Source organism: Natrialba chahannaoensis JCM 10990, assembly GCF_000337135.1.
Lineage (GTDB): Archaea > Halobacteriota > Halobacteria > Halobacteriales > Natrialbaceae > Natrialba > Natrialba chahannaoensis.
The window spans coordinates 60,405-79,669 of record NZ_AOIN01000080.1 but is presented as its reverse complement, the minus strand read 5'-3'; the positions used below and the strand labels follow the sequence as shown (position 1 = coordinate 79,669).

18 protein-coding genes and 1 pseudogene are annotated in these 19,265 nt (G+C 62.0%); 4 read left to right on the top strand and 15 right to left on the bottom strand.

What is annotated here, in order from left to right:
* Window positions 1-13: 13 nt before the first annotated feature.
* From C482_RS14835 to C482_RS14795, 10 genes and pseudogenes are all read right to left on the bottom strand, one after another.
* Window positions 14-1,366: pseudogene (locus C482_RS14835) on the bottom strand (HTTM domain-containing protein); the annotation flags it as partial.
* Window positions 1,367-1,408: 42 nt separating this feature from the next.
* Entirely contained in the window at window positions 1,409-1,597 is a 189-nt protein-coding gene (locus C482_RS22435) for a hypothetical protein (protein ID WP_241431936.1), read from the bottom strand.
* A 197-nt stretch (window positions 1,598-1,794) separates the two neighbouring features.
* Complete coding sequence (leuD, locus tag C482_RS14830; RefSeq protein WP_006168527.1) at window positions 1,795-2,460, bottom strand: 3-isopropylmalate dehydratase small subunit; 666 nt, start codon at window positions 2,458-2,460, stop codon at window positions 1,795-1,797.
* Window positions 2,460-3,884 carry a 3-isopropylmalate dehydratase large subunit gene (gene leuC / locus C482_RS14825; protein ID WP_006168526.1) on the bottom strand — a complete coding sequence of 475 codons (1,425 nt, stop codon included), beginning with the start codon at window positions 3,882-3,884 and terminating at the stop codon, window positions 2,460-2,462. Before leuC ends, leuD begins: the two co-directional genes overlap by 1 nt.
* A complete protein-coding gene (locus tag C482_RS14820; protein ID WP_006168525.1) occupies window positions 3,881-4,216 on the bottom strand; it encodes a hypothetical protein in 336 nt (111 codons plus the stop codon). Before C482_RS14820 ends, leuC begins: the two co-directional genes overlap by 4 nt.
* Window positions 4,217-4,283: 67 nt before the next feature.
* Window positions 4,284-5,339, bottom strand: coding sequence for a ketol-acid reductoisomerase (gene ilvC / locus C482_RS14815; RefSeq protein ID WP_006168524.1), 1,056 nt, complete (start codon window positions 5,337-5,339; stop codon window positions 4,284-4,286).
* Window positions 5,332-6,042, bottom strand: a complete 711-nt coding sequence (gene ilvN / locus C482_RS14810) for an acetolactate synthase small subunit (RefSeq protein ID WP_006168523.1) — start codon at window positions 6,040-6,042, stop codon at window positions 5,332-5,334. The genes ilvC and ilvN overlap by 8 nt, the downstream gene beginning before the upstream one ends.
* Window positions 6,039-7,868, bottom strand: coding sequence for a biosynthetic-type acetolactate synthase large subunit (ilvB, locus tag C482_RS14805; RefSeq protein ID WP_006168522.1), 1,830 nt, complete (start codon window positions 7,866-7,868; stop codon window positions 6,039-6,041). Before ilvB ends, ilvN begins: the two co-directional genes overlap by 4 nt.
* A 353-nt stretch (window positions 7,869-8,221) precedes the next feature.
* A complete protein-coding gene (locus C482_RS14800) occupies window positions 8,222-9,508 on the bottom strand; it encodes a LeuA family protein (RefSeq protein WP_394295545.1) in 1,287 nt (428 codons plus the stop codon).
* Between the two features lie 432 nt (window positions 9,509-9,940).
* The gene (locus tag C482_RS14795) at window positions 9,941-10,540 is read right to left on the bottom strand and encodes an Lrp/AsnC family transcriptional regulator (protein WP_006168520.1); all 600 of its coding nucleotides are present in this window, start codon (window positions 10,538-10,540) and stop codon (window positions 9,941-9,943) included.
* 213 nt (window positions 10,541-10,753) lie between these two features.
* Here C482_RS14795 and C482_RS14790 point away from each other — a divergent pair, with 213 nt between their 5' ends.
* Window positions 10,754-11,044: a DUF5779 family protein gene (locus tag C482_RS14790; RefSeq protein ID WP_006168519.1), complete on the top strand. Its 291-nt coding sequence runs from the start codon at window positions 10,754-10,756 to the stop codon at window positions 11,042-11,044.
* Window positions 11,045-11,179: 135 nt separating this feature from the next.
* On the opposite strand, the gene C482_RS14785 is transcribed toward C482_RS14790, so the two are convergent.
* Entirely contained in the window at window positions 11,180-11,938 is a 759-nt protein-coding gene (locus C482_RS14785; RefSeq protein WP_006168518.1) for a VOC family protein, read from the bottom strand.
* Between the two features lie 118 nt (window positions 11,939-12,056).
* Between C482_RS14785 and C482_RS14780 the strand changes: the two genes are divergently transcribed.
* Window positions 12,057-12,767 (top strand): hypothetical protein, encoded by a 711-nt coding sequence (locus tag C482_RS14780; protein WP_006168517.1) that lies wholly within the window; start codon window positions 12,057-12,059, stop codon window positions 12,765-12,767.
* 114 nt (window positions 12,768-12,881) lie between these two features.
* On the top strand, window positions 12,882-13,310 hold the full coding sequence (locus C482_RS14775) for a hypothetical protein (protein ID WP_006168516.1): 429 nt from the start codon (window positions 12,882-12,884) through the stop codon (window positions 13,308-13,310).
* A gap of 430 nt (window positions 13,311-13,740) precedes the next feature.
* On the opposite strand, the gene C482_RS14765 is transcribed toward C482_RS14775, so the two are convergent.
* Window positions 13,741-13,950, bottom strand: a complete 210-nt coding sequence (locus tag C482_RS14765) for a ribbon-helix-helix domain-containing protein (protein ID WP_004216700.1) — start codon at window positions 13,948-13,950, stop codon at window positions 13,741-13,743.
* Window positions 13,951-14,336: 386 nt separating this feature from the next.
* On the opposite strand from C482_RS14765, the gene C482_RS14760 reads away from it, so the two are divergent.
* On the top strand, window positions 14,337-14,666 hold the full coding sequence (locus C482_RS14760) for a hypothetical protein (protein ID WP_006168515.1): 330 nt from the start codon (window positions 14,337-14,339) through the stop codon (window positions 14,664-14,666).
* A gap of 105 nt (window positions 14,667-14,771) precedes the next feature.
* Here C482_RS14760 and aglJ read toward each other — a convergent pair whose 3' ends face one another.
* From aglJ to C482_RS14745, 3 genes are all read right to left on the bottom strand, one after another.
* Window positions 14,772-15,848 (bottom strand): S-layer glycoprotein N-glycosyltransferase AglJ, encoded by a 1,077-nt coding sequence (gene aglJ / locus C482_RS14755; protein ID WP_006168514.1) that lies wholly within the window; start codon window positions 15,846-15,848, stop codon window positions 14,772-14,774.
* A gap of 139 nt (window positions 15,849-15,987) precedes the next feature.
* Entirely contained in the window at window positions 15,988-17,322 is a 1,335-nt protein-coding gene (aglM, locus tag C482_RS14750; RefSeq protein WP_006168513.1) for a UDP-glucose 6-dehydrogenase AglM, read from the bottom strand.
* 67 nt (window positions 17,323-17,389) lie between these two features.
* Window positions 17,390-18,769 carry a Cdc6/Cdc18 family protein gene (locus C482_RS14745; RefSeq protein ID WP_006168512.1) on the bottom strand — a complete coding sequence of 460 codons (1,380 nt, stop codon included), beginning with the start codon at window positions 18,767-18,769 and terminating at the stop codon, window positions 17,390-17,392.
* Window positions 18,770-19,265: the final 496 nt, after the last annotated feature.

The following is a 19,265-nucleotide window of genomic DNA, read 5'->3' as shown; positions in this document are numbered from 1 at the left end:
GTGGCGTCGGCTGTCAACAGGCGGACTCGATGCGCTCCTGACGATCCGGCTCACCCAGCGGACCGTCCGGTCCGACGGGCTGTTCGACGTGGACGACGGTCACCAACTCGACCGGCTGATCGAACTGTCCGCCGACCTGTTCGCAACTGAACGCAGCCACCGGTTCGTAATAGATGTCCCCGACGTACCGTACGTCCATCCCGTAGCGCTTCCAGAGCGTCGACGGATAGGCTGCCGTCCCGTCCGGTGGCCGGTCGGCACGCACGGTGGTCCCGTCGACGTGCGTCTCGACTGTCTCACCGGACTCGAGTGTCGCGTCGACGGCGTACCAGCTATAGGTGTCGGGTGGATTCGGTGCGAAGAACGACCAGCTACCGAGCTCCTCGTCAGCGTCAGTGATGGCTCCAGGGCCGCCAACGCCGATGGCCGCAGCGTGCCAGAACAGCAGTATTGCGAACAGACATACGACGAGTACGCTGCTGAACACACGCACGCCGCGGCTCGCGTGCAGAGTGGACCACCGACTCTGAGGCGATTCGGACGACGACACTGACGCGGCTTCGGACGACGCGGACACCACACCAGCAGCGTCGCGCCCCACCGTTCCGCCGTCACCACGCGCCTGTCGGCCAGTCACCAACCGGTTCGGCGTCCGCGTTTCGAGGACGGACTCGAGTCGACTCCAGACTGGCGACGGCACGAACAACAGCAGGCCCGTGATCATGACGAGCGGAAAGACGCCGAGTCGCATCGTCGCGGCCATCCCCAGGTGTGCCCCGACGAAACCCGCCACGAGCGCGAGTCGGAGGCGACCGGTGACGACGAGCAGGACGACGCTACTCGACAGCAGCGCGATCCAGAGCCAGTTGACCGCGGTGAGGACCAGCGAGAGATCTGAGAGGGCAGCGCCGAGCGGTGTCAGGTACTGCTCAAGGTGGAACGTCCGCTGGACGGCGATGCCGGTGAGCCAGGAATTGCTCTGGAATTTGAGGACCGCGTTGGTGACATAGATGAGCGTGAAGTGAACGAGAACCGTTGCAGTTGCAAGTGAGCAGGTGCGATTGGCGAGGACTGTCTGTTCATGGCTTGCCCGCTCGTTCGCGTGCCGACGCGTGTCAACCGACCACCGAGTGTCGAGCGGGAGAAAGAGCCCGAGTGCGAGAAACGTCAGAAGGATCGTGTCGCCGCCGTTGAGAACCAGCGGATTACGAGCGTAGAGCGAGGCCGTCAGGACGAGCGCACCAGCGGTCGCGAGTCGCGTGCGGTAGCCGACGAGCAGCGAGGCTGCGAACAGGCCGGCGAGTGCGAAAAGCAGCGTCTGGAACCACGCAGCGCCCGAGAGGGCGTGGATCGAGACCATCTCGAAGACGGGGTACGTTTCCGCGAGCGTGTGTCTGGGGAAGACGCCCTAGTCGGTGTAGAACGTCCGTAGCCCCGGTAGTCGTAATGTAAGGAGGTCGATCAGCAGCACGAGACCGAGCCCGATCCGAAACGCAGCCAGCGCTCGCAGATCGATTCCCAGCCGGGACTCGAGTACATTGGTCCAGGAATCGGATGTTGACAGTATTCGAGGGGGCGTGAACGGACGGAAAGACATGGGGACCAGCCAGTCAAGTATCCTGAGTTATAGGGGAGATAACAAGTGCTTTGTCCTTCGATGGAGGGAGAGCCGTTTTGGACCAGGTGGGATGAACACAGCCACGACAGGGTTATCTGGAGAACAAAACGGTAGGAACCGACCGGTACATAACGGACAACCGAAAACAGGAACCGACAGCCGACGTAATCCGTGTCTCAGTCGGCGCTCGTACTGGACTCTGACCCGGACCCGTTCGCATCCGCGTCCGAAACGTAGGGAAGCTTGGCTGCAGTCTCCTGCACCGCGCCAGCGTTCGACTTCATCAACGCCGTCGTGTCCCAGACGCCCTCGACGAGCGCCTTGCGCTGGGCGTCGTCGACGGTGACGTCGACGGTGGTGTCACCGTACCTGACCTGTTCTGCTTCGACGTCGATCTCGAGTTCTTCGTCGGGATTCGCGTCGACCCACTCCTGCAGGCTCTGGATTGTCTCGCTGTCAGCCGTGACGGTTGGAATGCCAAGCGCCAGGCAGTTGCCCGCGAAAATCTCGGCGAAGCTCTCGCCGATGATGGCGTCGATTCCCCAGCGCATCAGCGCCTGGGGTGCGTGCTCGCGCGAGGAGCCACAGCCGAAGTTGGAGTTGACGACCATTACCGAGGAGTCCTGGAACTGGTCCTCGTTGAACGGGTGATCCTTGAGGTCGTCGTCCTCGGTAAACCGCTGGTCGAAGAACGCGAACTCGCCGAGGCCGTCGAAGGTGACGACCTTCATGAAGCGCGCGGGGATGATCTGGTCGGTGTCGATGTCGTTGCCGCGGATCGGGAGGCCCGACCCCGAGACGTAGTTGACTTCGGGAATTTCGACTTCATCTGTGTCGGTCATTAGGCAGTCACCTCCGCTTCCGGCAGCTCGCGAACGTCCGTTACCGTCCCCTCGATCGCCGCTGCGGCGACCATCCGCGGGTTCATCAGTACGGTTCGGCCGTCCTTACTCCCTTGGCGACCCACGAAGTTCCGGTTCGAGGAGGAGGCGCAAGCCTCGTCGCCCTCGAGTTGGTCTTCGTTCATGCCGAGACACATCGAGCAGCCGGCGTTGCGCCAGTCGAAGCCGGCCTCCTCAAAGATATCCTTCAGGCCTTCCTCCTCGGCGGTCTCCTGCACGCGCTGGCTGCCGGGAACGACCAGCGCACGCACGTCGTCATCGACCTCGCGGCCTTTGACAAGCTGTGCTGCACGGCGGAGGTCTGGCAGGCGCGCGTTCGTACAGGAGCCAAGGAAGGCCACGTCGATTTCGTAGCCGTCCATCGTCTCGCCGGGCTCGACGCGCATGTGTTCCTGTGCGCGCTGGGCGGTGTCCTGCTTGTCCGCAGCGAGGTTCTCGGGTGCCGGAATCGGGTCGGAGATGCCGATTCCCTGGCCGGGCGTGGTCCCCCAGGTAACGACCGGCTCGAGTTTGTCCGCGTCGATGTGGACAACGTCGTCGTACTCTGCGTCGTCGTCGCTGGCGATCGACTCCCAGTAGGGCTTTAGCTCCTCGAACTTCTCCGGGTTCTCCTGGAAGTAGTCCGTCTCCGCAAGCCACTCGTAGGTGGTCTCGTCGGGGTTGATGTAGCCCGCGCGAGCACCGCCCTCGATGGACATGTTGCAGATCGACATCCGACCCTCCATGCCCAGGTTCTCGATGGCCTCGCCGGCGTACTCGTAGACGTAGCCGACGCCGCCCTCGGTGCCGAGACGGCTGATGATCTCCAGAATGACGTCCTTGGCTTCGACGCCGTCACCGAGTTCGCCGTCGATCTGGATCTTGCGGACCTTCTGTTTCTCCATCGCGACCGTGCCCGTCGCGAGCACGTCGCGGATCTGGCTAGTTCCGATCCCGAACGCGAGCGCGCCGAACGCGCCGTGCGTCGAGGTGTGAGAGTCGCCACAGACGATCGTCTTGCCGGGCTGGGTGAGCCCCTGCTCCGGGCCGACAACGTGGACGATTCCCTGGTCGCCCGAGTCCGGATCGGAGAACTCGATACCGGCCTCGCGGACGTTCTCCTCGAGTTCGCTCATCATTTCCTCGGCGGCGTCCTCCTCGTAGGGGCGGGACTGGTCCGCGGTCGGGATAATGTGATCGACGGTCGCGTGGGTGAGTTCGGGGTAGGCGACCTCGAGGTCGCGTTCCTCGAGCATGCCGAACGCCTGTGGGCTCGTGACCTCGTGGATGAGGTGGAGGCCGATGAACAGCTGATCCTGTCCGGTCGGCAGGGTTGTCACCGTGTGGTGGTCCCAGACCTTGTCGTAGAGCGTTCGTTCGCTCATTCTTCGTCTACGACCTCGTCAGAGCGGGTGTCTCGGCCGCGTTCGAAGACTCGGTTTGCGTCGTCGCTATCGTTTGGTGGCGTGTGGGAAACGTCACGCATCGTCTCGGTGTCGCGGTCGCGCTTCCGTTGGGGCCGAGACTCCGGATCTGTTGCAGCCGGCTCACCACCGTCCGTCGCGACGATCGGGCCGCGGTTGAACAGGTTACCCGCCGTCTCGCCGGTGTAGGGGTTGGTGTGGCTGACTTCGCCCATCTTTTGCGTCGTGTTCGGTCGATTCGTTCGGTTTCGGTTCCGTTTCATTTCGGTCGACTGTGATTCGTTCGTGGTCATCGGTTCGTAGTTCGTCGGTTCCTGATTCCTGTTTCGGGTTGCAGTGCGCGCTGACTCAATCGCAGTCTCAGTCGTCAGCCGGCACTTCCGCTTTCTCTGATTCGGTCTCGCTCGATTCCTCGTCCGCCCAGGCGAAGAGGTCGCGCAGGCGTTCGCCGACCTCCTCGATCTCGTGGTCCTTCTCGGCCTGGCGAAGCTGGTTGTAGCTCGGCCGGCCGGCCTGGTTCTCGAGAATCCACTCGCGGGTGAACTCGCCGTTCTGGACTTCCTCGAGTACCTCCTCCATATTCTCGCGGACGGAGTCATCGAGGATACGCTCGCCGCGGGTGAGGCCACCGTATTCGGCGGTGTCGGAGACGGAGTCCCACATGCCGCCGTTCCCGCCTTCGTACATCAGGTCGACAATCAGCTTGAGCTCGTTCAGACACTCGAAGTACGCTATTTCCGGGGAGTAGCCCGCGTCGACGAGCGTTTCGTAGCCGTGCTTGACCAGCGCGGTGACGCCGCCACAGAGGACGGCCTGCTCGCCGAAGAGGTCGGACTCGACTTCCTCCTGGAAGTCAGTCTCGATGACGCCGGCACGGGCACAGCCGATCGCCTTCGCGTACGCGAGTGCCCGCTCCTGTGCGTTGCCGGTGGCGTCCTGGTCGATTGCGAGCAGCCCAGGGGTTCCCTCGTCGTTCTCGTAGTTTCGGCGGACGAGGTGGCCCGGGCTCTTCGGGGCGACCATCGTCACGTCGACGTCTGCCGGCGGCTGGATCTGCCCGTAGTGGATGTTCAGCCCATGGGCGAACTGCAGCGTGTCGCCGGCCTCCAGGTTCGGCTCGATGGCGTTCTCGTAGACCGTCGACTGGACGGTGTCTGGGACGAGCACGGACACGTAGGACGCCTGGGAGACGGCGTCTGCCGGCGTCGCGACCGTCAAGCCGTCGGCTTCGACAGCGGAGCGCGAGGATGAGTCCTCACGTAGGCCGACAACCACGTCGACCCCGCTCTCGTGGAGATTCTGTGCGTGGGCGTGGCCCTGGCTGCCGTAGCCGAGCACGGCCACAGTGTCGTCGTCAAGGGTCGATACGTCTGCGTCGTCGTCGTAGTAAATCTCGGTGGTGAATTCGTCAGTCATCGTCTGCTGGTGCGTATTGGTTCTGCGGGTGGCTCGCCGCTTCGGCGGTCGATTCTGTCGTGCTCGCGGGTGCAGCGGTGCTCTGGGTGCCACGGGCGAGCGCCGTGGTCCCCGTCCGGTCGATCTCGCGGATGCCGAACTGCTCGAACGTCTCGATTGCGGCATCGATCTTCTGGCGCGAACCCGTGATTTCGATCGTCGCCGTCTCGGGACAGGAGTCGACAGTCTTGCCGTCGTACATGTCCGTGACGGCCGCGACCTCTGCCGGCCGATCCGCGTCGATCTTCACGAGCGCCAGTTCGCGCCGCATCGCATCGGACTCGAGTTCGCGCACTGAGATGACCGGGATCAGTTTGCGCAGTTGCTTTTTGATCTGGTCGATGCCGGGGTCGGGTTCCTCGACGACCAGCGTGATCCGCGCGCGGTCGTCGTCGGTGGTCGGACCGACGGTCAGACTCTCGATGTTGAACTGCCGTCTCGAGAACAGTCCCGAAACGTCAGAGAGCACGCCGGGTTCGTGTTCGACGAGTGTCGAGATGACGGTCCGGCGCGGCGCTTGCTTGGCCTCGACCTCAGGGTCGATCCGGATGCCCTGCTCGTTACGCCGTCCATCTGGGGTCGGACGCTCCTCTGGAGCGGGGCCGTCCAGGCCGCGTCGGTATCCGGAACCGTTTGGCTCGTCCTGCTCGTTCTCGCCGCTCATAGCTGGTCCTCCGCCAGCGCGAACTGGCCGTTGTCGCCGCCGCTTGGAACCATCGGATAGACGTTCGCCTGCGGGTCGATGTGGACGTCGATCACCGAGGGACCGTCTTCAGCGAGTGCGGCTTCGATCGTATCCGCGACCTCGTCGTACTCGTCGATCCGGAAGCCGTTCGCGCCGAAGGCCTCGGCGAGTTTGTCGAACTCGGGCATCCAGCCGTAGTCCGAAGCGGAGTGACGTCCCTCGAAGAAGGCGTCCTGCCACTGGCGGACCATGCCGATGTACTCGTTGTTGAGCACGGCAACGGTGATGTCTAAGTTCTCGCGAACGGCAACGGAGAGGCCCTGCAGCGTCATCAGGAACGAGCCGTCGCCGTCGATGCAGACGACCTCCTGGTCGTCGTCGGCGGCGAGACGCGCGCCGATAGCCGCGGGCAGGCCGTACCCCATTGTCCCGAGGCCGTGACTCGAAACCCACGTTCGGGGTTCGGTGTACGTCCAGTACTGGCAAGCCCACATCTGGTGTTGGCCGACGCCGGTCGTGACGACCGCGCGGTCGCTCGTAGCCTCGTCCAGTGCCTCGACGACGAACTCCGGCTGAATCGGCTCGTCTTCAGGCACGTCGTAGGCCATCGAGTAGTCCGATTTCCACTGCTGGCACTGCGCGCGCCATTTCGTCGCCTGCGGCGAGGTCTCGACGGCGCGTGCGAGCTGGGAGACGACGGTGTCGGCGTCGCCGACCAGTGGGTAGTCCGCGTGGATGTTCTTCGAGATTTCCGCGGGGTCGATGTCGATGTGGATGATCTCCGCGTCGGGTGCGAACGTCTCGATGCCACCCGTGAGGCGGTCGTCGAACCGAGTGCCGACGGCGATCATCGTGTCACAATGGGTGATCGCCATGTTGGCGTAGCCGGTGCCGTGCATGCCGGCCATCTCCATCGAGAGCTCGTGATCTTCCGGGAACGAGCCGATACCGGGCATCGTTGTGACGACCGGAATCTCGTGCTTGATGGCGAACTTGCGGCAGGCCTCGCTGGCCTCGCCCTTGATGACGCCGCCGCCGAGCAGCATGATCGGTCGAGTCGCGTTCCCAATTCGCTCGGCTGCGGACGCGACGATCGTCGGATCGGCTTCCTCCGTGACCTCGTACGTGTCAGGCGTCGCCGGCTCGTCGGGTTCGCGGTCCGTCTCAGCGTTCGTGACATCCTTCGGCAGGTCGACCAGCGTCGGTCCCGGACGCCCCTCACGGGCGAGCGCGAAGGCTTCGCTGACATCGGTTCCGACGCGGTCCGGGTCGGCGGCGAACGTGTTGTCCTTCGTGACCGGCGTCATGACACCCGTCGTATCCGTCTCTTGGAACGCGTCGTTGCCGACGAAGTCCGTCGGAACCTGGCCCGTCAGCGCGAGCATCGGGTCCGAGTCCATGTCGGCGTCCGCGATGCCCGTGACGAGGTTCGTCGCGCCCGGTCCCGAGGTCGCCAGGCAAACGCCCGGTTCGCCCGAGACGATACCGTAGGCGTCTGCCGCGTGCGATGCGCCCTGTTCGTGGGCCATCGTCACGTGCGTGATCTCGGAGTCGTAGAGCGCGTCGTAGACGGGCATGATCGCCCCACCCTGGACGCCGAAGGCGTGCTCGACGCCGGCGTTCTCGAGTGCGCGGACGACGGATTCGGCACCTGTCGTGACCGGCTCAGGCTGTGTGCCGTCACCAGTGACAGGAGCGTCAGCGCTGGGAGCGCCCGCGGTAGTGTCGTCTCCGTCCGCGTGGCTCTCTGCGTCCTGGTCGTCGTGCTGTTCCTCCGGTGGGATCGAGGTTGCGCGTTCGCTCATCGGTTCCCTCCCGCCGTCGTGCGGCGATTCGACCGGGTGAATCGCTGCGAACGATACTGTTGTGTCCGTGTTGTCATCTGTGTCGTGACTGCTGGCTCTGAAGGCGATGCGGCAAATTCCGGTCGGGGATAAGGAGTGATGTGAGGGGCTAGTAGGCCCCTACAATACGAATCGAAGCGAACGCGCTGCTGTCGCCCGACTGGCGAGCCGACAGCGAAGCGCGGACCGTCATTGCTGGTAATGTAGGCCCGCCGATCGTGATAACTGTTGGGGGTAGGGTAATCATTGCCTGCCAACGCGGGCGACCGAGAGAGCAGGGGCTCAGGAGTGGGTGCAAACGAGGCGGTCATCCCTCAGATGCGCACCTCCTCGTGATCGCGGTCGTCGCGGTCTCGCTCCGTCGATTCGTGTGTTCGCTCTCGGTCTTGCTGACGGTCAACGTCAGCATCCTCGGCGAAGCGCTCCAGGTCGCTGACCGTGACGCGGCGCTTTTCTGCGCCGTAGTCCTTGACGCGACGGGTTACCGACCGTACCTCGTCGTCGGTTGGATCGTAGCCGCGTTCGCGCAGTCGTTCCCGTACCGAGTGGGTGCCCGTGTGCTTACCCATGACCAGTCGGCGCTCGGCACCGACCATCTCGGGAGTCATCACACCGGGTTCGAAAGTATCGGAGTTCTCGATGACGCCGGCAGCATGGATGCCGCTCTCGTGGGAGAAGGCGTTGTCGCCGACGATGGGCTTGTTGCCCGGCGTCGCCATCTTGCTCTTCTCCTCGACAATCTCGGAGAGTTCGGTAATGCGCGTCGTGTCGATACCGGTGTCACACTGGTAGAGCGACTCGACGGACATGACGAACTCCTCGTAGGCGGCGTTGCCGGCCCGCTCGCCGATCGAATTGACCGAAACCTGTGCCTGATCGGCCCCCGCTTCGATGCCGGCCAGCGCGTTCGCGGTGGCCAGCCCGAAGTCATCGTGGGTGTGGACATCGATCCGGGCGTCCGTGTGGGCGTTGATCTTTTCGATCATGTCGCCGAACCGACCCGGCGTCGCAACACCACAGGTGTCGGGTACGTTGATCCAGTCGACGCCGGCCTCGCTGACCGCTGCCACGATGTCGAGCAGGAACGTCTCGTCGGTTCGCGTCGCATCCATTGGCGAGAACATGCAGGTCACGCCCGCCTCTTTGATGCGTTCGACCGAGTCGACTGCGCGCTGTGCGACTTCCTCCCGCGTGGCGTGCATCGAATCCTCGATCTGGACATCGCTGGTGCTTACGAACGTGTGCACCATCTCGACGCCAGAATCGAGCGCCGCTTCGATGTCGCCGTCGACAACGCGGGCTAACCCGCAGGTTGTCGTCGACGTCGAGGAAGCAATATCACGAACGGCCTCGAACTCCGCGTCCGAATTGACCGGGAAGCCAGCCTCGATGACGTGGGTTCCCATGTCGTCCAGAATCGCGGCGATCTGCCGTTTATCGTCGTAGGAAAACGACGTTCCGGGTGACTGTTCACCATCCCGGAGGGTGGTATCGAAGACACGTGCTGACTCAATTTCGTCAGTGGAATCTAACGTGCCCTGGAAGAACTCGACCCCCCTGATTGGTATCAGAGGATGGGCTGTCTTGGTGAGACATTGTATCCGTTCCCAGGGAGGAAGTAGTATATAAATCTGGCGCAGGAACACCTCAGTCTGCACGTCGTGAGGAATAATTACAGTTGTTCTGCCTACAAAACCGACAGACAGCGTCGCCTATAGTGTGTATATATGCCCTAATAGTATACAACGTCGGTCGGCCGATTTGTCCGTTTGACGGAATGAACGTGACTAAATTTGCCTCGAATCCACGGTCGATTTGCTGGCGCGCGCAACTCGATGGACGTTCGGTCACTGACGCCCGAACAATTTGCTTAGCAGTAGTTCTTTGTCCAATAATCCAACCCCACAAGAACGGGTGTCCAACAAGAGTGTGGATAAACAGATGAACGCACGCCCGGCGACGATCCACTCGACGCATTGGAAATTCTCAGCCAGAACGGCTGCTCAATACAAGCACCATCACCACTATCCACCTCACTCACTCTCGAGTGCCCCCCGACGCGCTTCGTACTCCTCGACGTACTGTCCCTCACAGGAGTGACAACAGAACGTCTTTCGTTCGCCATCAATCGTCGTCGTCACGCCACCGTCCATAATTTCCTTGCCACAGAGGACACAGTCGAGCGAAAACCCGGCCGCCGACAGCGCGAGTCGCCGATTAGATCGCGTGAGTGGTGTCACGTCGTACTCGAGTACACGCGAGAGATCAAGTTCGGTCGCGAGCCAGGAGCGAACGTTGTCACCGGAGATAGCGGCGTGGACGAGGACGTGGCCGTCCATGCCTTCGAAGACGTGATCGACGCCGTCGAGGGTAGTGGCGGCGTCGTAGACATCGGCGACGGCGTCGGGTTTTGGGTGAAGATCGACGAGGACGGCGGTTTCCTGACGGAGCGTCGAACGGTCGATGTCGACGGTAAAGCCCTGGATGACGCCCTGCTCCTCGAGTCGCGAGATGCGGTCGGAGACGGCCGGCGGGGTGAGGCCGACGTGGTCGGCGATTTCGTTGTAGGGTCGACGGGCGTCCTCGGTGAGCAGGGAAAGGATCTCAAGGTCGGTGTCGTCGAGGTCGCGCATGGTCGTCTATCGCGTGGGCGAGAGGGTAAAGACTGCGCTGATCGGTGCTCGTGACTGCACGGGTACCGGTTGTTCACGTTCGCAGGTTCCACAGTTAGTGGCGTTTGCAGTTGGTGGCGTTCCGGACGACAGCCAGAGGCACGCCCCTGGCAACTGCCACGAACACTCACCAGCAGAGGAACGTTTTTCTCGTCGCGCTCCCACGAAGCGCACATGAGCGACTTCGACCTCGATCTGCGGACGGTCGAGGAGCATATCGACGAGGAACTCGATATCGAAGGGAGCATCGTGCTCGGCGTTCTCGACGGAGAGACGCCGGAAGACGAGTGGGTCGAAGCGATTTCGAAGGGGAACGTCCTCGTTCTCTGCGTCGAGGGGGATGTCAACGAACTGGCCTCCGGCTTCGCCCGCGACGTCAAGGAAGCAGGGGGGAATCTCGTCCACTTCCGTGGGTTCCTGCTCGTGACGCCGCCGGGCGTCGACGTGAGCACTGAGCGGCTATAGACCACGGCACGGTTGGGAATGTCTGCGGTCACGACTCGAGTTCGAGTAGCGGTTCGGTTCCAACGCGTGCTCACCGAGCGATGTCCGATGTGTCGTCCTCTCCCTCACCCGGCCAATGCCACGCCTGCGCCTCACTCAGGATGAGACAAACGTGAGAACATGGCCGTCCGGATCTCGAACGACCACGCGTTCGGCCGACTTCTCGTCTACCTGTCGCACCTGTTCTGCCACCGCACCTAGCGCAGCAGTCGGCTCGTCAGTCTCGAAGCCAAGATCGACGTGGACTCCGCCCCGGGCGTCTGCAATCCCCAGATGTGGCTCCCACAACTCGAGTGCCATCGGACCGTTCATCCGAACGCGCTTTCTGTCGTCGCCGATGTCCACGGTCTCGAAGCCGAGGTTGCTGTAGAAGGATTCGGCACGCTCGAGTGACTCGACCTCGAGGACGACCTCGAAGATGCCGTCAATTCCCGGGCCGGCGACGTCTCGCTGGCCGAGTTCGACGCAGTTGCCGTCGGGATCGTAGAGATAGAGCGACCGGACAGGCCCGAACTGGGCCTCGTCGAGATCGTACCCAGCCGTCTCGAGTCGATCCCACCAGTCGTCGTACTCCGCCTTCGGGATCGAGAACGCGTAATGGGTGTGCAGGCCGCCGCGGGGGACGCCGTCGGGACGGCGTAAGACGAGATCGGTGTCGCCGGCTGCGAGCGCGAGTTCGTTCCTGGGTCCGAGTCCGAGTTCACCGTCCGGGCCAGAGACCTCCACATCGCCGTCCGCATTTTTGTCCATGGTCGCATCCGATCGAACAGACAACTCGAGTACATCCGTATAGAATTCCCGCGCCGATGCAAGGGACTTCACCTCAAGTGCGAGCCAGGAGAGGCCAGTAAGCATAGCGGCCCTACTCCAGAGAGCGGTATAGAGGCATCGCCGAGTGTGGGGCAACAAGAGAGCAGGATTCCCACGGCACTTGCCTGTCACGTTTATGTGATGACCGCTCGTAGCGACCAGCATGGCATTTCGCGTCGACGAACGTGCGAGCGAGTTTCAGGTGGTTGATCGGTTCGACGGCGGCGTCGGCTGGATCGCCCACCCTGACGAGCACATGCAGCGTGCGAGCCACGCCCTCGTTGTCGACGGTGATCAGACCCGGAGCACGTCAGGTAAGGATGTCTGGGTCTTCGATCCGGTCGACGCGGAGGGGCTCGACCAGTTGCTCGCCGAGTACGGCGCGGTCGCTGGCGTTGTCGTCCTGCTGGACCGCCATACACGCGACGCGGCAGCGATCGCTAACCGTCATGACGTGCCAGTCTACCTGCCAGCCGCGTACGAGGGAGTCTCGGAGGAGATCGACGCCCCGGTCGCACGCTTCTCCAGCGAACTCTCCGACACCGGCTTCGAGGCCCATACGGTGGTCGACAACCGATTCTGGCAGGAAGTCGCGATCTACGACCCCGAACGCGGAACCCTGCTCGTCCCCGAGGCGGTCGGCACTGTCTCGTACTTCCTCGCTGGCGACGAACGCCTCGGTGTCCACCCGATGCTCAGACCCGTCCCGCCGACGGATACCTTGAGTGGCTTCGCCCCCGAACGCGTTCTCGTCGGCCACGGCGCAGGAGTTACCGAGTCCGCAGCGGTTGCACTCGAGGAGGCATTGTTGAACGCCCGGCGTGGTGCACCGCGGGTGTACGCTGGTGCAGTGAGGCGGTTATTCCCGGTGTAACGCGACGGTCGCTCGTCGACAATTCTGGTTCTGGGCCTGGTCTTGGTCCTCATTTTGGGTCTGGGTTTGCCAGGGGGTACATCTAACTACGCGCTCCGCGTAGGGGCCGCCGACATGGTGTATATCACCCGCGCACTCGTCGACGTCTTGCTCGACCTCGCCAGTGATGCCGACCCGGATCGCGTGACCACCGGCGTATCGGTGACACCCGCGGGTGAACTCGCAGGCGGCGGTGCAGGTGCAATCCCGCCCGACACGCCCGTTTTCACCGACTTTTACCTTCCTGATCCCGGGAACGCGATCAACGCTGTTTTTGGAGTCGATCTCTCGACACCCGCACGCCAGACTCAGGGGCGATTCGTCTCGCATCCACTGCGCGAACTCGAGGTGACGAAGCGCGATGACCTCGCGCAAGTGGTCTTCGTCGCGGTACCGCCGTGGTCGGACGAGGAGGATTCCTTCGGTGCGTTCGACCGGTCGGGAGACCGTAAACCGCTAGAGATTATCGACGCTGAGCCGCCGGCGCAGTCGCTGTCCGGCTGACGGGAGTAACTGTTGAAGCAGCAGTTCAGTACGTACCCAAAATAGATAAAATCTCTCTGCGGAGGCGGTGAACGACAATACCACCAGCGACAAGGCCGGCGACGGCGACTGTCGTCAGCCGCTGTGCACCAGTCTCAGCAACCGCTGCTCAACAACGTCAGCCGCCACGCGGCACCCCGCCGTCGATAATTCGGTCGATGATACCCCGACGTCCCGTCTCGCCGCGTTCGTCTTCCTCATCACGATCTGACGATGGGAAGTTTGGAACGTGTGGCATGATTTAGTCGACCTCCAGACGGGAGTACAACCTCAAGTCGGAAAATAGCATTGCCGACTGCGTTTGTCCTCCTCACCGCTCTCTGCTCTTTGCTCTTTGCTCTCTGCTCACTCCTCACTACTCACCACCTACTGTTTTTGTTGCTCGCGAGAACTACTCGAGATACCCGAGTCCGCGAAGCTGTTCGGTGATCTCTTCGAACTCCGCTTCCGTGAGTTCGCCCTGTTTCTGGTGCTGGATGACGATGCTTCGTAGCAGGAATCGGACGAGGTCACTCGTGCTCTGGAAGCTCGTCCCTTCGATCGTTTCGTCGACCCGGTTGGCGAGGTCCTTCGGGATCGAAACTGTGGTGTACTCGGTCATAGTCGATACTCCGTCGCGGGCGTCAAATGCGTATCGCCATCGAGAGATGTCTCCGGTTTCGGTAGTTATCGAACGGGGGTGGTCATTGTCCGGATCGATGTCGATCTGGAGACGAGTTGCTTTTATTGCATTATACGGACTCGCTGTTCTGGCGGGTCAACTTCGTAGCCCAACGCTTCTTGGAATCGCGGTCAGTGTCTCACTGCTCCTCAGTGGCTCGGTTGTCGTGTCCATCATTGATGGTGTGAAAAACGGTTTCGAAGAAGCACTTCCCTCCCCCGGCGAGTGACAGCAATTTCGGTTGGTACCATGGCTCTCCCAATCCAGCCCTGAAAACCGCACGGACTCCGTAGCGGTTTTTATATTCCGGCAGTCTATCGCGTGGTATGGGAGTCCGGCCACCATCGAGCGGAGACGACGACGACCCGGAGAGTGTGGAGTTCGGAATCGCCGCCGTCGATGCACACCTCCGAACAGCTGACCTCTCGTTTCCGGCAACGAAAGACGACGTCGCAGCAGAGCTCGGCCACGAGCGCATTCCGTACGATGTCCACGGAAATGACGTTGCACTGGGTGAGATGCTCGACGAGGTCCAAGCACGTGAGTTCCGCTCGAGACAGCAGTTATTGAACGAGTTGCACCAGCCGTTCGAGGAGTATCGACAGGAACACTCGGGTGGAGTGTTTCAGCAGATGCGGTCGATGCTGCCGTTCTGAGTATACAACAGACTATTTTCTTGTACTCTTCTGTTGGGGTGGGGGTTGGACACGACGTATACCGTACAGACCCCCCAAGAGAATAGAGATGAGACGACCGCTCGATCACTCGTCGTGCTGTTCGCCGTCTTCGTCTTCGTACTCGAACGCACGGTCCGTCTCGGTCGTTGGCCGCTGATCGCGTGCATTCCGCGTAATCTGTTCGAGTCGACGGCGTTGCTCGCGATGTAGGGTCACGAGCATGTCCGAGAGGACGCCGAACATGAGTAGCTGCACGCCGAGCAAAATTGCGGCGGCGGAGACAAGCGCGAGAATCTCGTGGCCAACGCCGTACTGGAGCCAACGCCAGAGCACATAGGTGGCGATTGTGCCACCGGCCGCGATACCGCCGACGCCGAGGCTCCCGAAGTAAAACAGCGGGTTGTTCGTTTTTGCCAGTGAGTACAGCGCCAGGATGATCGTCCCACCGTCTTTGACCGGGTGGAGATTGGTCTCCGAGTCCTCCGGCCGAGCGCTGTAACTGACCGGAACGACTGTCGTCTCGACGCCGTGTTTCACACACTCGACTGCGAGCTCGGTCTCGATGGTGAAGCCGTCCGAGTCGAGCGAGAGGCGATCGAACGAATCGACAGTGAACGCGCGGTAGCCAGAGAGAATATCCTCGTACGCCGCACCGTGGATGTACCGGAACGAGCGGTTGATGAGGCGGTTTCCGACGCCGTTGAGCGCCTTCATCGCGTCGTCGTCCATGTCGGCAAATCGATTACCGATGACGTGCTCGTAGCCACGGGAGAGCGGTTCGAGCATCGTCTCTGCGTCCTCTGGGTCGTACGTGCCGTCGCCATCGAGCATCAAAACGTAGGGCACATCGATGTAGGACACCGCCTCACGGACCGCCTGCCCCTTGCCTTCCCCAGACTGGGTTAGCACCTGTGCACCGTGCTCGTTGGCAATCTCTCGAGTGGCGTCCGTGGATCCGCCGTCGATGACGACGACGTTCCCGTAGCCGAGTTCCTGAAAATCGTCGATTACGTCGCCGATCGTTGCCGCCTCGTTGAGGGTCGGAATGAGGATACAGACCTCCTCGGCCGAAATCTCGTGCCGCTTGTCGGTCATGGCGAGCACGCCTCCAGTCTCGGAGGCCGGATCGACCGACTGTGCACGAGTTCCGTCATACTCCATCGCTCGACACTCGTTGGGCGGTATGCAAAAGGATACTGATACGCTGGTTGCCACGCTGTCGACGGACTAACGACACGGCACCCCACGCCACCGCGACATTCTGTCACGCTGCTCGTTCTGGTTCCGACAGTACGCCTCGTTACCAGGTCACCCCCTCATACACTTCGAGCGCTCGCTCGTCAATCTCGATCCGTCGGCCGTCAACGACGACTCGCTGGGCCATCCCATCGAACGAAAGGTCGTCGAATTCCGGCCAATCAGTCGCCACCACCGCGCCATCCGCACCGGATAGGGCATCGTCTGGTGACGAGGCGAACTCGAGTGTCCCATTGAATCGCGTTTCTCCATACTCCTCTCGAACGTTGTCCATCGCGACTGGGTCGTACGCGACGACGCTCGCGCCGCGCGTTTGTAGTTCGTCGATCACATCGAGTGCGCGAGACTTGCGAATGTCATCGGTGCCGGGCTTGAACGAGAGGCCGAGGACGGCGATCCGCGCAGAATCAAGTGAAACGTGGTCTGCGAGCAGCGAGACCAGCCGGGTTGGCTGCTCGTCGTTGACCGAGACGACGGCGTCGAGCAGGCTGGGATCATAGCCCTGCTCACGAGCGCCGGCCCGGAGCGCGGCGACATCTTTAGGGAAACAGGAGCCACCCCAGCCGAGTCCCGAACGCATGAAGCGGGCCGAGATGCGGTCGTCAAGGCCAACGGCCTCGAGGACCTCGTAGGCGTCTGCGCCGTACTCCTTGGCGATGTTGCCGAGTTCGTTCACCAGCGAGACCTTCGACGCGAGGAAGGCGTTGTTTGCGTACTTGATAAGTTCGGCCTCGCGCACGTCGGTTTCGACGAGATCCGTTTCCTCGCGTTCGAGAACGGGCGCGTAGAGGTCGCGGAGCGTCGCAGCGGCGGCGTCACTCGTCGCGCCGACGACGATCTTGTCGGGTTCGAGGAAGTCATGTACTGCAGTCCCCATCCGCAGGAATTCAGGATTCATCGCGAGGTCGATTCCCTCACCGATTGCGGTGCCGGACTCGCGCTCGAGGATGGGACCGACGACGTCTTCGGTAGTTCCAGGGAGGACGGTGCTCTTGACGACGACGAGGTGGTCGTTCTCGTCTGGTTTCTCTGCGAGTGCGCGGCCGAGTGACTCCGAGCCGGCGCGCATCGGCGCGAGGTCAAGACTGCCGTCCTCGTCCTGGGGCGTCGGGAGACAGAGAAACGTGACGTCGGTCTCGCGCACGTCGGCATAGTCGGTCGTCGCGCGCAGGTTCCCGCTCGCATTGGGACCATCGGAACCGGCGTGTTCGGCAATCCGCTCTGCCAGTCCGGACTCGTGAATCGGGGCCTCGCCGGCGTTGATCGTCTCGACGATTGCCTCGTCGATTTCGACGTTGACGACCTCGTGACCGAGGTCCGCGAGGCAGGCGGCGATCGTCGTTCCGACGTAGCCGCTGCCGATGATAGAGACATGCATACTGGTAGTCGTACACGAGCAGACGAGCGACTGCGATTAGTCCTTTTTGGATCGGGAACTATGAGAGTTAGCCGCCGATGATTGTCTCCATCTGCCGGCGCATCCGCGCGTCGATCGGTATCTTCGCACAGCGGTCGTCAAGGCCGATCGTCTGCAAGATGAGACTCGAGTCATCGAGCAACGAGAGCTGGAGGTAGGTCCCCTCCCGGTAGCCGTCGCTCGTGCGCTTCATATCGATGATCTTCAACGTCTCATACTCGCGCAACTGGTCCGTGATTCGCTTCTTCCCGAGGACATTCGTGTCGATCGCTTCTGCAAACGCCCGGTAGACGCGGTACATTTCCGTCGCCTTAAACGCCGAGCGGTCAGTGAACTCGTCCATCGTCGCGAGCGCGGCGATAGCGATCTTTGCCTGTGTCGGGCAGCCACGAATCAGATCCTGAATACGCGTGACTTCGGCGTCGTCGTTCGCCACGCGTACATGCTCCTCGTGGACGCGGTCGGCATCGTTGTCCCGCGCGACCTCGCCGGCAAGCCGGAAGAGGTCGATCGCCCGCCGAGCGTCGCCGTGTTCCTGGGCGGAGAAGGCCGAACAGAGGGGAATCACGTCCTCTGAGAGGACATCCTCCCGGTAGGCGTCACGCCGTCGAGTGAGGATATCGCCGAGTTGGTTCGCATCGTAGGCCGGGAAAACGATCTCGTCCGGCGAGAACGAACTCTCGACGCGAGTGTCGAGTCGATCGCCGTACTTGAGGTCGTTGCTGATCCCGATGACCGTGATACTCGCGTCGACATCGTTCTCCTCGCCGGCCCGGGAGAGTTGCATCAGGAGTTTGCTGTCGTCGGCGTCTTCGGGCGGTACGTTCTGGACGTCGTCTGGGGGCGCGAGCCGGTCGATTTCGTCTAACACGACGATGATCGCATCGTACAATTCGTCGATGACTTGCCACAGACGGTCGTAGTACGCCCCCGTCGCGATTCCAGAGTGAGGAATCGTAATCCCAGTTTCCTCGGGCTCGTTGAGCCGTTTTGCGAGGTGGATTACGGTCTGCACTTCTGACCGGCGCTGGGCACAGTCGATGACCGCGCGGCCGATGCGGACGTCGTTTTCCTCGCCGCGTTCGACGACTTCCCGACTGACGTAGCGAGTGACGAGTGTCTTTCCGGAACCGGACTTGCCGAGCAGGAGTGTTCCCTTCCCCGTACCACCAGAAATCGTCGGCTTCAGTCGCCGCGCGACGGTTTCGATCTGGTTGTTCCGCCCGACGATCTTGTTCTGATCGGGGACGTGATCGATCCGTAGCAGATCCTCGTTCGCAAAAATACGATCCTCTTCGTCGAGAACCGCCAGCGGATCGTCGCGAGATTCGGAGCGGGAGTGAGCAACCGCCCCGTGCTCGGCCGCGAACTCGCCGAGCGTTGCTCCCCCCTCCGTCGACAGTGTCATACACCGTTTTTCAAATGAATTCGGTTTAGTTCTTTCTTTCTCACCTGTCTTCGATCGGGACGGACTCGAGTACCATTCTCACATTGCACGATCAGCATACGGTGATATAATGCTGAACACGGTCGATGTGGCGAGACAGACACCGAATTTCAAATGAATTGGCATCACAGTGTGGTGCTGGCTCCACTGGCGGTCGTTGGTGGGGAGGGACCCACACCGGATTTCAGATGATATCGTACCTGGGGTGTGGGTTGGTGGGCAGATGAGTTGACGGGGACTCGAGTAGAGACGACGAAGACGGGGCACCCACACCGGATTTCAGATGTAATTGCCGAGACGGTGCTGGTGGGGAGTGGGAAGGTGGAATAGTGTAGGAGTGGAGTAGTAGGTTCGGGGTAGAAGAACGGCAGGAGAGCAATGAGAGAGCGACGGGGACTGACAGAGTGGTCGGGTTGGTAGTCTGGTAGTGGAGCAGTGGTAGAGCGACGGTGAAATA